We start from the raw sequence: 13,167 nt of genomic DNA, 5'->3' as shown, positions 1-13,167 counted from the left end.
ACCTTTTCTCCTTAGTTGTTCTTGTTGATGATTCTGCTCTCGTATTTGCCTGTAGCAATTTCAATATATCTTGTGAAAAGAGATACCTTATTATCTGCATTTAAAGCATTCCAAACGTTATTTGTAAAGGTATCGATGTCACCTTCGATGTTAACAAGTGTAGGCTCGCCTTCGTAGCTAGGAAGTGGATTGCCATCACCCATGTATGTGTGGATGAAGTAGCCCTCACCAGCCTTTGGATTTTCGTATGTATAAGTGAAACGCTGGCAGGATGATGGATCGCCGTGATTGCTCTTTAAGATTGACATAGCAAAATCATACTTGCCATCTGCAACGTTCATGATTCCTGAAATTCTAGGTGTGTAGTTAGGAGCATCTGGCTCAAACTCTCTTGTTCTAAGAGACTGCTCGAAGGTCTGACCCTTCTGCATGAGCTCATAAACTGTATCTGTCTGATCTCCGTTTGTAACGATTGTAGAGTTACCAAGAACTCTTACTGGAGCGTAGATGATAAGGCTTGGGTCTTCCATCTTGGATGGATCAAAAGCCTGTGTGCGGATGCCTTCGCCGTCCGCTACAAAGACTCTGTTACGCGAATTTTCGCTTCTGCCCATGATAAAGTATGCGCATGCTGCGTATTTGCCATCAGGAGTTGTACCGATGACAATTCCTCTGCCCGGATAAGTAGTGCTGCTGATTTCTTTTGATAAATCCTGCATGATGTCCTCCTAAAGAGATTCGTGCTTTTCTGTTTCACACGAAAAAACCGCCTGAGCAAACCTCTAAAAAGCGGTTGCCCAGGCGGTCGACATTCAATATTATTACCCATACTCCCATGTGGTTACCCACTTATCCGCCAGTTGTATGGACACCTATAAATTACAATAGGAAATAAAAAAAATCAAGATAAAACAAACATATCATGCGATATATAATAATTACATCAGCTTCTCATCGTAGATGGCACGCTGACCACCTACATACTTAGGTCTGTGACGGGCACAAATTATAGGAGCCTCTCCGATCTTGCGAAGAGAGATGCGGACAGGAACTACGACGCTGTGCATATGCATTCCGATCATTGTTCCTCCAATGTCTATTCCTGCATCAGCCATCTGTCTGATGTCTTCCACCAATACAGGATCATCAAAGCGCTGGTAACATACTGTGGCAAAGGCACCACCTGCGTGATTTGGCTGAGGAATCGCGTTAACCTGTTCAAAGCCATATTTTTTCATAGTTTCTCTTTCAACAACAAGAGCTCTGTTGAGATGTTCACAACACTGAGCGGCGACATAAACGCCATTTTCTTTTAGAACCGGGATGATACCATCAAATACTGCATTTGCAGAATCAAGGTTTGTGGCTGTTCCAATCTGATCTCCCAGAATTTCACTGGATGAACATCCTACAACAAATATATCGCCTTTTTTAAGTCTGGCAGCTTCTAAAATCTCAGAAACAGCCTGCTTACTTTGACTAGTAATTTCTGAAAAGTCCATTTTACACTCTCCTTATAACATTACATATGGTTTTTATTCCATACTCTCTATTAAACTTAGCACATATACAGAAGATGTCAATTCATGGTTTCGATAAAAAATATATACTCTTACTGATTAAACAGAGGGAAAGTAATAATTACATATATCTAAAATTTCGATAAATAATACAATAATATTCAAAGCATTAGTTCTAGCATGGTATAATCAATAGAGGTATAGGTATGCAATCAAGGTGAAACTATGGATGAACTGAACATGGCTTCAAAAGGGCAGCAAGACGATTTTGATGAGCTAACGGGCCTCCTTAATCTAAAGGGGGTATTGAAGCTCCTTAATGAGAGCAAGAGCTCAGATGAAAACGCCTATTCTGTAATAATCTATTTGAATGTGATGAATTTCAAGTCCTTCAACCAGCAGTATGGATTTGCCGGTGGAAATGAGTTCTTAAAAGGACTTTCGGGCGAGATTCAGCGCATTTTTTCGAATGAAATCATTGCCCGTACAGGCGGTGACCATTTTATTATTCTGTCCAAATCAAAAGATGAAGAGAGCATAAAAGAAAAACTTGATGCTATTACAGAAATCTCCCGTAAATACGAGAGAGGTCTTAAGATGCATATAAAGGCCGGAATATATTTGTCGACTGGTGATGAAAATGACCCGGTTATCATGATTGACAGAGCTAAGATAGCCTGTGACGATATTATCAGGGTTTATGATAAATACTACAATTTCTATGATGATGCTCTGAAAAAGAAAAATGAGCTCAGACAGTATGTTATAGATAACTTCGAGAGTGCTTTTAAAAAGCGCTATTTCAAGGTTTATTATCAGAAAGAAGTTCGGGCTTTAACAGGAAAAGTATGCGGCTACGAGGCTCTTGCCAGATGGATAGATCCTAACTACGGAATGATATCGCCTGCTATTTTCGTAGAGGTTCTGGAGGATGTTCATCTTGTCCATAAGCTAGATATTTACATTATTAACCAGGTATGCGCGGATATTAAAAACGATATTGAGTATGGAATGGCTGTAGAACCTGTATCTGTCAACCTTTCAAGGCTTGATTTCGAATTATGCGATATCAAGGCTGAAATTGATAAGTGCAGGGAGAAGTATGGGATCCCTGCAAATCTTTTGAATATCGAAATTACTGAGAGTGCAATTGCGTCCGGAGAAAGCTTTTTAGGCGACCAGATCAAGAAGTTCAGAGATGGGGGCTATCAGGTCTGGATGGATGATTTCGGTTCAGGATACAGTTCTCTTAATAACCTTAAAGTTTATGACTTTGATGTCCTTAAGATTGATATGGACTTTCTTAGAACCTTTGAGACAAATAAGAAAACACAGGTTATTCTTGCAACTATCGTAAATATGGCCAAAGAGCTTGATATGCACACCCTTGCTGAGGGTGTGGAAACCCAGGAACAGTACGAATTTCTTAGAAGAATAGGCTGTGAAAAGATGCAGGGATATCTTTTTGGTAAACCTAAGCCTTTGGATGAATTTGTTAGGCCCGACGATTTTTCTTTTGATAACTGTGAAGATATTGCATATCAGGATTATTACCATGATATAGGAGAGATAAATTTCCTTGGAAGTACTCCGCTTCGTGAGAAAAACATGGATGTATACAATAATCTTCCTATAGCTATCATGGAGCTTGAAAACGATGAGATAAGATTCATTTATGCCAATAATGCCTACCATGAGTTTCTCAGATCCGTTTCGATTAAAGATATCGGAACAGCCGGAGCTAGATCTTTTGACATGAATATTCCTGAAAACAATGCCATGCGTGAGGTCCTAAGGAAAGCAGAGAATAGTCCTGACCGTAGGAGCGATGCAAGCATAATAATAAATGGCAATGTTATTATCGCTAAGGTCAGATTTATCGCCAGACAAGGGGATAAGGCCGCATTTGCAGTGGTTCCAAGAAACCTTTCTCTTACAGGAAGCGAGCAGAGGTTGGCTGACAGTATTCATGTGGCTATGGCTCATGTGTTTAATCAGTACTTTAGGGTTGATTTGTATGATGAGGACGGAACCGTAGAAAATATCTTCCTGAACACTGATCAGTTGGCGGTTGCAGATGTTGAAAGTAATGCTGTAAGAGCAGTCCAGATGTACTCCAATATGTATCTTTATCCTGAGGATAGAGAAAGGTTCAGAAAATTCTATGACATGACTACTGTTCAGGAGAGAGTTAAAAACTCATCTTCCGATTATGTGGTTGATTATTATCATTCTGCGATTCCCGGTGACAGGGGCAGAATGCAGATGTACATGATTCTTCCTTTCTATTATAATGACAGATGGAAGTATATTTCGTGTTGCAGATATGCTGATGAGGTAACTGATGAGCAGATCTATGGGGATTATAAGGGACACGAAAATCCAAATAAATAGTAAAAGGATTTATCATGTTAAGGTTTTGTTTTGGGGCGTCAGGTGCCGGAAAGAGCACCGCAGTTTACAAGGAGATCATTGATAGAAGCTTTACGGACAAAGATAAGGATTTTCTTATCATAGTTCCGGACCAGTTTACTATGCAGACACAGAAGGATGTAGTCAGAATGCATCCTTCCCATGCAATAATGAACATCGACGTACTGAGCTTTGGTCGACTTTCTTATCGAATATTCGAGGAAGTAGGTCTTAGCTCTTTTTCTGTGCTAGATGACGTGGGAAAGAGCCTTATTCTCCGGCGTGTGGCAGATATTCTTGGGGACAAACTACCTGTTATCGGGCCCAATATGCATAAGCCCGGTTATATAGATGAGGTTAAGTCCACAATATCTGAGTTTATGCAGTATGGGATCACGGATCAGGAGCTGTCGCTTTTGGAGGAAAAGAGCTCTCATAAGGGTGCACTGAACAGCAAACTTAAAGATCTGAGACTTCTTTATAGTGAGTTTCATAAATATATAGCAGATAAATACATAACTACAGAAGAAACACTTGATATTTTATGTGAGTCCATACCAAAGTCTAAGCTCATAAGTAACAGCGTTATCATTTTTGATGGATTTACAGGCTTTACCCCTATTCAGTACAGAGTTATAAGCCAGCTCCTTAGAATATCCAAGGAAGTAATAGTGACTGTTACCATCGACCCATCAGAAGATGTATATGCGGACAGTTTTGAGGAGCAGGAGCTTTTCATGCTCAGTAAAAAGACTGTTCGAGACCTTGAGAAGCTTGAATATGAGCTAACGCAGGAAGAGATGAAAAATGTCGGTACGCTTCCTGATTTTGCTACCTGGAGACAACTTAAGGATAGATCAGGAGATTTCTTCATCAGGGATGAACATGTAAAAAGGCTTGAGAATAACCCAGCTTTGGCATTCCTTGAAGAAAACCTGTTTAGATACAATAACAAAAGATATGAAGGGAAGCCGAAGAAACTTGAATTGTTCGAAGCATCAACTCCTGAAAGCGAAGTTCGCCAGGCTATGCTCAAGATTATGGAGGCAGTCAGGTCCGGAAAGTATGCGTATAGAGATATTGCGCTGGTTTGCGGAAATCTGGAGGAGTACAGTGATCTGGTAGCCAGAACTGCAGATAGATTCGGAATTCCTGTCTATATAGATCAGAATACCAGTCTGATGCTCAATCCTTTTATCGAATATATCACAAGTGCCCTTGGAATCATTATTTATGGCTACAAATATGAGGATGTATTCCATTACATGAGAAGTGGCATGACTGCTTTTTCAAAAGAGGATACAGACCTTTTGGATAATTATGTCAGAGCCCTTGGAATAAAAGGACCAAGCCAGTGGGATGACAGATTTTCAAGGAGAATGCCCAAAAAGTTTTCTGGGGGCAATAAAAAAACAGGTGATACCGCAGAACGTGATGTGGCTATCATGGAAAAACTTGAGGACATGAGAACTCGCATTACACAGGAACTTGCGCCTTTGGCTGGGGTAAAAAAGGCTTCTGCAAAAGAGATTTCTGATGCCATTTTAGAGGTTATTGAGATTAATGGCAGTAAAACTAAGCTTTCCGAGTATAGAGATTTCTTTATGGAAAAAGGCGACCGCAGAAAAGCCAGGGAGTTTGAGCAGATTTATGACAAGGTCGTAGCTCTTTTGACACAGATTGGGGATCTGATCGGCTCGGATGAGCTGACTCTGTCAGAATACAGAGACATACTAAGTGTCGGCTTTGGAGATATTGAGGTTGGATCGATTCCTCAGGATGTTGATAGGATTATCGTGGGTGACATGGAGAGAACAAGGCTTAAGGAAATAAAGCTTTTGTTCTTCCTTGGAGCTGTTGATGGTTCTATCCCTTCAAATGCAGGTACCGGCGGTATTATTTCTGATGTGGACAGGCAGTTCCTGGTCGACCTTGGAACCGGCGTTGAACTTGCGCCTACGCCCAGGCAACAGATGTACATTCAAAGACTATATCTGTATATGAATCTGACTAAACCAACAGATAAGCTCTATCTGTCCTATGCTGAGCTGGACATAGAAGGCAAGTCCAGAAGGCCTGCTTATCTGGTGCCTAAACTTTGCCAGATGTATCCGGAGCTTGTCATTGATCGTCCGGAGGACGGAAATTTTGAGAGTCAGAACGTGGCACCTATGGATAGCCTTATGAATGCAGCGGACCTTGTGAGAAAGTACGCTACAGACATAATAAGCGATGAGGAAAAAGAATCACTTTACGCTCTGATGCAGCTTCTTGGCGACTTAGAAGGCACAAGCACACTTGTAGATACTATTACAGAAGCTGCCTTCAAACACTACGAGAGTAAGCCCCTGGCCAAAATGCTGGCTTTATCGCTATATGGTGCCAGTCTTGAGAACAGCGTCAGCAGATTGGAACTGTTTGCTTCCTGTTGCTATGCACACTTTTTAAAGTATGGTCTTCATTTGGAAGAACGTCAGGAATACGATTTCGACGTTGCTGACCTTGGAAATGTTTTTCACGAGGTTTTGGAGAAATATACCACTGAAATCATGACCAGAAAGATTGACTGGAGAGATATTAGTGATGAAGAATCAGAGGCAATATTAAATCGCGCCTTAACGGAATGTGTCGACCGTTATGGAGATACCATTTTACGCAGTAATGCCCGTAATCAGCACATGATAGACAGAATCCATAGAATCCTGTCGAGAACAGTGGGCATTCTCAAGTATCAGGTTAGCAAAGGCAAGTTCAATCCTGCATTTGTGGAGATGGATTTCAGAGAAGCGGGAAATCTTGATGAGATTAATATTACTCTCTCAGAGGACGAAAAGGCCCATATTACCGAACGTATGAAGCTTCACGGAAGAATTGACCGAGTTGATCTATGCGAAGATGATGACCACGTATATGTCAAAGTTATAGATTTTAAATCCGGTAAAAAGAAATTTAATGTGGCGTCACTCTACTACGGACTGCAACTTCAGCTTGTCATGTACATGAATGTGGCTACAGCAGTGGAAAAGAAAATATCAGGTGGCAAAGATGTGGTTCCGGCCGCGATTCTCTACTATCATGTAGACGATCCAATGGCTGAAGGCAAAAACGATATGCAACCGGATGATATCAATGAGGCTATCAGAGAAGAACTTAAAATGACCGGACTGGTCAGCGATAATAACGACATTATCCAGATGCTGGATACAGGCTTAACTTCTAAGTCTGACGTTATCCCTGTTGCTTACAAGAAGGATGGAGGCTTTACTGCCAATTCACAGGTTATTTCAAATCAGGACTATAGCGCTATTTCGAATTTTGTTAATAAGAAAATCAAGGAATTCGGAACCCGGATTTTGGACGGTGATATAAAGGTTAATCCTTATGAAGCCGGAACCAGAAATTCCTGTACCTATTGCCAGTACAGATCAATCTGTGGATATGACAATAAGATTTCAGGGTACGAGACAAGAAAGCTTGATATGGATGAAGGCGCAGCAATGGAGGCTATAAGAACGACTCATGGCAGTTAAATTTACAGAAGAACAACAGGCAGTCATAGATGCCAGAGACTGCAATATATTAGTATCTGCGGCAGCTGGTTCAGGTAAGACAGCTGTTCTCGTAGAACGAATCATCCAGATGATCAGTGAAGGAGTAGACATTGATCATCTTCTTGTGGTGACCTTTACCAAGGCCGCTGCTTCCCAAATGAAGGAAAAGATAACAATAGCTATTCAGAATAAACTTCTGGAAGACCCGGATAATAAGCACCTTCAGAAACAGGAGACTTTGATTCACAATGCTCAGATCACTACAATAGATTCCTTCTGTCAGTATGTCCTTAGGAATAACTTTAATACTATTGGAATCGATCCTTCTTTCAGAGTTGGAGACGACGGAGAAATGCGTCTTCTCCAGGAAGATGTTATGCAGGATATGCTGGAAGAAGAGTATGACAAATGTCGCGACGGAGAAAATGATGAATTTCTCTTTTGCATGGAATACTTTAGCACCGGAAGCAATGACAAGAAAGTAGAGGGGTATATCTCTGAACTCTACAAGTTTGCTATGAGTATGCCATGGCCTGAGGACTGGATAAATGAAAGATCAAGAGATTATCAGGTTGAAGGGACTGTATTTGATGAGTTCCCCTGGGTGAAAGCCTGCGTTGATAAGGCAAGAACACAGCTACAAGAAAAGGTAGCGATTATCGAGGCTCTTGAGAAGATTTGCTGCGAAAGCGACGGCCCATATATGTATGGGGATACCCTTGATGCGGACAAAGACAGTATTTGTGCGGCTTTGAAATATGATACCTACGATCAGCTATTTGACGGGCTTAGAGGAATTTCTTTTGGCAGAATATCAAGTAAAAAGGATGACTGCGTCAACCCTGATAAGAGAGCATATGTTAAGGATGTAAGGGATAAGATCAAGAAAGATATCAGTAGCCTCGTAGATAAGTATTTTGCACTTCCATCAGAGACTATCGTTGATCAAATGGCCCTTTGTGACAGGGCGGTAAAAGAGCTGTGCAGACTGACAATCAGGTACAAGCAGCTTTTTGATGAGAAAAAGAGAGAACGTCAGCTCATAGATTTCTCTGATATGGAGCATTTTGCGCTTCAGATTCTGGTCAATCACCCAAGTGATGAACAGTCCCTGGGTAAAACCAGTCAGGAAATAATAGATATGTGTACACCTTCTACAGTCGCCCTTGAATACCGCGATTATTACAAGGAAGTGCTGATAGATGAGTATCAGGACAGTAACAATGTTCAGGAACTGATACTTAAGTCTATTTCCGGGGAGATTCCGGATAAGTCTGAGCGTTTCATGGTTGGCGATGTCAAGCAGAGTATCTATAAATTCAGGCTTGCCCGTCCCGAGATCTTTATGGAGAAGCTTGGAACCTACGACAAGTCTGCGAATGCCCAGGATCGCAGAATTGACCTTCACAAGAATTTCCGTAGTAGAAAAGAGGTTTTGGAGGCCACCAACTATATCTTTGAGAAGATTATGGGTGTTGACCTGGGAAGTGTTGACTACGACGAGGATGCAAGGCTTGTGACCGGAGCTGAGTACCCTGAGCCCACCTATGACGTGGGACCTGAGCTGATCATGTTTGATAGTAGCAGTGATAACGAAGCTCTTTCCAATTATGATGGCAGGGAAAAAGAGGCACTGGTAATTGCCGAGAGAATTCATCAGCTAAAGGCAGAGGACCCAAAACTTCAATATAAAGATATTGTCATTCTATTAAGGTCTTTAAGCGGATGGGATGATGTCTTCAAAAAGGTTTTGGAAAATCAGGGAATTCCAACCTATATAGAATCCAAGAGCGGATACTTCCTTGCTTATGAAGTAGCTGTAATACTGGACTTTTTGACGATAATAGATAACCCAAGCCAGGATATTCCGCTTGTTTCTGTTATGCATTCGCCAATAGGCGGCTTTTCTGATGAAGAGCTGGCAAGACTTCGTGTCATGGTGGATGCCGATGAAGAGGCATCGATGGAGGATTCTTTTTACTATGGGTTAAAAAAGGCTATTGCCAACTTTGGAGAGCATCAATCAGGTGATGATGAAAATGGAAAAGAAACGCAGGAGGATAACAGCCTTAAGGAAAAATTGGCAGATTTTGTGGACTTCCTTGAGGATTTGCGCACTCTGTCGGTATATACACCTGTTCATGAGCTGATACAGCACATTTTTGACGTGACAGGCTTTGACAGATACTGCCTTGCTATGCCTGCAGGCAATCAGCGTAAGGCCAACCTTGATCAGCTCCTTTCCAGAGCATTGGCTTTTGAAAAGACAAGCTTTAAGGGACTGTTCCACTTTGTCAGATATATTGAGCACATGAAGCTTGTGGAGGTGGACTACGGAGAAGCGGGAATCATTGATGAGAATGCTGATGTTGTACGTATCATGAGTATTCATAAGTCCAAGGGCCTTGAGTTTCCGGTAGTATTTGTATCCGGTCTTACCAAGGGCTTTAACAGAATGGATACTATGGGCGATCTCATTGCAGACATGGATTTGGGGATCGGTGTAAAGTGCATCAACTCTGAGCTTCGTGTCAAATATGACACCTTAAAAAGACTTATCGTTGCGGACAAGATGACTACTGACAGTCTGGGTGAGGAGTTGAGAGTATTATATGTTGCTCTCACAAGAGCCAAGGAAAAGCTCATCATGACAGCATCAGTTAAAAAGCTTGCTGACGAAGTGGGTAAGGCAGTAAGAGGACTTCCGACCATATCGGGAAAAGAAAAACTGCTTCCTTATTCTGTGAGGGCCAGAGCAGAGAGCTATTTTGAGCTGATTCTTCCTTCAGTTATCAGGCATCCCGGCTTTGCCAAGGCTGCAGCTAAACTTGAAATTTCAGAGGATATGTTTAAGGGATATATTGAATCTGATACTCCGGCCATTAGATTTGTCTTTTTACAGGATTATGAGATTGCCGGTAATATGTTAAAGCGTGACGTTTTGGGAGCATCAAGGCGAAAAGAGCTTGAAGATGGCATTAAAGCATATCGTGGAGATCTAACTTCCAGACTTAAGGAGAAATTTGAAGCAAAATACCCATATGAGTATTTGGAAGGTCTTTTCACAAAGACCACTGTTACTGAGCTTAAGAAGCATAGGCTTGAGGAAATGGGCGAAGTCTTCGGACATAATGCGGACTATGCGGAAGATGAGGATGCAGATGAGCAGGAGTTATATGTAGATTTTCTGGCTCAGGATAATCAGACGGCTGGAAATACTGATAAGAAGCCTGGTAAGAGACTGACCGGAGCTGAGAGAGGTACTGCATATCACAGAATCATGGAGATTTTGGATGAGGATGTTTTCGGAAACGAAGAACTCATGGAGGCTGCAGAGAAGGTGTCTGTAGCAAATAGTAATAATTCAGAAATTGATGAGGTTTCCAAGCGAATCTACTCCTGGATGCACTTGCAGCACAAAAAGGGCATGATCCCCGAGGAGTACCTTTCCTGTGTTTGGAGTCCTGATGTTACATCATTTCTTTCATCTGAACTTGGTCAGAGAATGGGAAGAGCCTATAGAAGAGGAGAGCTTGTGAGAGAAAAACCTTTCATGATGGGAATTCCTGCAAGTGACCTTGAAGAGAAGTTCCCTAGTGACGAGATGGTGCTGATTCAGGGAATTATCGATGCCTGGTTCATAGAAGATGGCCAGATTGTTCTTATGGATTATAAGACTGACAGAGTCAAGGATGGTCAGGAACTTATCGACAGATACAGCATACAGCTGGAACTTTATAAGAGGGCCCTTGAAAGTGCGACGGATATGAAAGTTAAGGAAGTTTTAATATATGCATTTGCACTTGGTGAGACAATAAAGCTATTTTAATATTATAATAGATGTATCTGACAAATCGTTAATCATACAACGAAAGGATACAGCTACATGGATGATCAATTTTTTGGCATGGAGCATAATGGACGTATTCCCAAGGGACTTCCCGGTGGCTTCTTTGTTTATGAGGCAGGTGGCAATGAAAAGATAGTTTTTGCCGGCCCTAATGTTATTGAACTTTATGGATGTAATAGCATAGAGGAATTTCTGGAGCATACCCAGGGAAGCTTTAGGGGAATGGTTCATCCGGATGACCTGAGCAAGATCGAGGATGAGATTAGAGCCCAGACTATATACGGTGAGAAAAGACATGACTATGTCCGTTACAGGATCAAGACCAAGCAGGGCGAAAACAGATATGTTGAAGATTTTGGGCATCTCCTTCACAGCGTGAGTGGTAAATCTTATTACTTTGTTTTTATTGTGGACGTGGATCAGAACGAATTCTACAACAAGAACCGTAATTCTGTGGCTGAGGCGGAAATTCTGTCAGGCCTGCAGGAGACCGATCCCCTTACCGGACTTCTTAATATGTCCTGTTTTTACCAAAGAGTGCATAATTATCTGATGTCTTCGGCTAGTTGGAGAGAAGAAATCTCTTTTATCCATTTTGATATTCCTAACTTTAAGCTTATCAATGAAAGATATGGCTTTAACCTGGGAGATGAGCTTTTATGTGACCTTGGAAATACTATAAAAGAGGTATTTCAGGGAGCTTATGTATCAAGATTTTCGGATGATCACTTTGTTGTTTGCACAGCAGGTAACAGAGGTAGTGTAGTAGCCAAGGTTGAGACCGTTTATAAGAAAATGCTGCTTGCTGATGATGTCAATAAGAAGGTAAGGCTTAAAGCCGGTATCTACTATATGGATGACCGAAGAGCAGAGCTAGGACTTGCCTGTGACCACGCGCGTCTTGCCTGCAATAGTATTAAGGGAAGACATGATGTGAACTTCTGTGTGTATGATGACATGCTAAGAGAAACCATGAGAAGGCAGCAGTATGTCATAGATCATATTGATGAAGCGGTAGAAAACGAATATATTAAGGTCTTTTACCAACCTGTAATCAGGGTCAAGACAGGCAAGATATGTGGTTATGAAGCACTGGTGAGATGGGTGGATCCTAAGTATGGAATGTTATCTCCTGCGGATTTTATAGGGACTTTGGAACAATATCATCTGATTCATTTGATTGATACATATGTTGTCAAAAAAGTCTGTGAGGACTATGCAGCTATCATCGATGCCGGACATGAGATAGTGCCTGTTTCAATCAATATCTCAAGGCTTGATTTTGAACTGTGCGATATCTTTGGCATTATTGAAAAAACCAGAGAACAATACGGAATGCCTAGAAATATGCTGGATATTGAGATAACAGAGAGCGCTCTTGATCAGAATGGCGGATTTATAAAGAGTGAGTGTGACCGAATGAGGGAGATGGGCTATAGTATCTGGATTGATGACTTTGGATCGGGCTATTCCTCATTAAATACAGTGGCTGAGTACAATTTTGATGTCCTTAAGCTTGATATGATTTTTATGAGAAGCTTTCAGAATAATACCAAGACAGCCAAGCTTATGACCCACATCATGGATGGAGCAAGATCCATGGGCGTTGCTCCGCTCTGCGAGGGTGTTGAGACGCCGGAACAGGTGGAATTCCTCAAACAGATAGGGTGCGAACGTGCTCAGGGATATTTCTTTGGAAAACCCCTTCCTCTACAGGAGGCGAGGGCTATGGCACTTGAAAAAGGCATGGAGTGGGAAGAAAACTAATGCTAAAAAATATGGATATTGATAATTGAGTAGTATGAAGTTAGTGAATTTCATACTGAAGAAGTGA

6 protein-coding genes and 1 riboswitch are annotated in these 13,167 nt (G+C 41.5%); of the genes, 4 read left to right on the top strand and 2 right to left on the bottom strand.

What is annotated here, in order from left to right; genetic code table 11:
* Window positions 1–11: 11 nt before the first annotated feature.
* Together G613_RS0105590 and G613_RS0105585 are read right to left on the bottom strand one after the other, a co-directional pair.
* Window positions 12–719, bottom strand: coding sequence for an IMP cyclohydrolase (locus tag G613_RS0105590; protein WP_029231721.1), 708 nt, complete (start codon window positions 717–719; stop codon window positions 12–14).
* A 69-nt stretch (window positions 720–788) separates the two neighbouring features.
* Window positions 789–874: riboswitch (ZMP/ZTP riboswitch) on the bottom strand.
* 64 nt (window positions 875–938) lie between these two features.
* Window positions 939–1,502, bottom strand: a complete 564-nt coding sequence (locus G613_RS0105585) for a TIGR01440 family protein (RefSeq protein ID WP_029231720.1) — start codon at window positions 1,500–1,502, stop codon at window positions 939–941.
* 243 nt (window positions 1,503–1,745) lie between these two features.
* Here G613_RS0105585 and G613_RS0105580 point away from each other — a divergent pair, with 243 nt between their 5' ends.
* Genes G613_RS0105580 through G613_RS0105565 form a run of 4 tightly spaced genes read left to right on the top strand, consistent with a single transcriptional unit; the run spans window position 1,746 to window position 13,100 of the window.
* Entirely contained in the window at window positions 1,746–3,914 is a 2,169-nt protein-coding gene (locus G613_RS0105580) for a bifunctional diguanylate cyclase/phosphodiesterase (RefSeq protein WP_029231719.1), read from the top strand.
* A 14-nt stretch (window positions 3,915–3,928) separates the two neighbouring features.
* A complete protein-coding gene (locus G613_RS0105575; protein ID WP_051151037.1) occupies window positions 3,929–7,462 on the top strand; it encodes a PD-(D/E)XK nuclease family protein in 3,534 nt (1,177 codons plus the stop codon).
* A complete protein-coding gene (addA, locus tag G613_RS0105570) occupies window positions 7,452–11,312 on the top strand; it encodes a helicase-exonuclease AddAB subunit AddA (protein WP_029231717.1) in 3,861 nt (1,286 codons plus the stop codon). The genes G613_RS0105575 and addA overlap by 11 nt, the downstream gene beginning before the upstream one ends.
* A 57-nt stretch (window positions 11,313–11,369) precedes the next feature.
* A complete protein-coding gene (locus G613_RS0105565) occupies window positions 11,370–13,100 on the top strand; it encodes a bifunctional diguanylate cyclase/phosphodiesterase (protein WP_029231716.1) in 1,731 nt (576 codons plus the stop codon).
* Window positions 13,101–13,167 lie beyond the last annotated feature (67 nt).

It is taken from the genome of Butyrivibrio sp. VCB2006, from assembly GCF_000420945.1.
GTDB lineage: Bacteria > Bacillota > Clostridia > Lachnospirales > Lachnospiraceae > Butyrivibrio.
The sequence above is the reverse complement of the archived record's forward strand: the minus strand, read 5'-3'. Positions and strand labels throughout refer to the sequence as shown.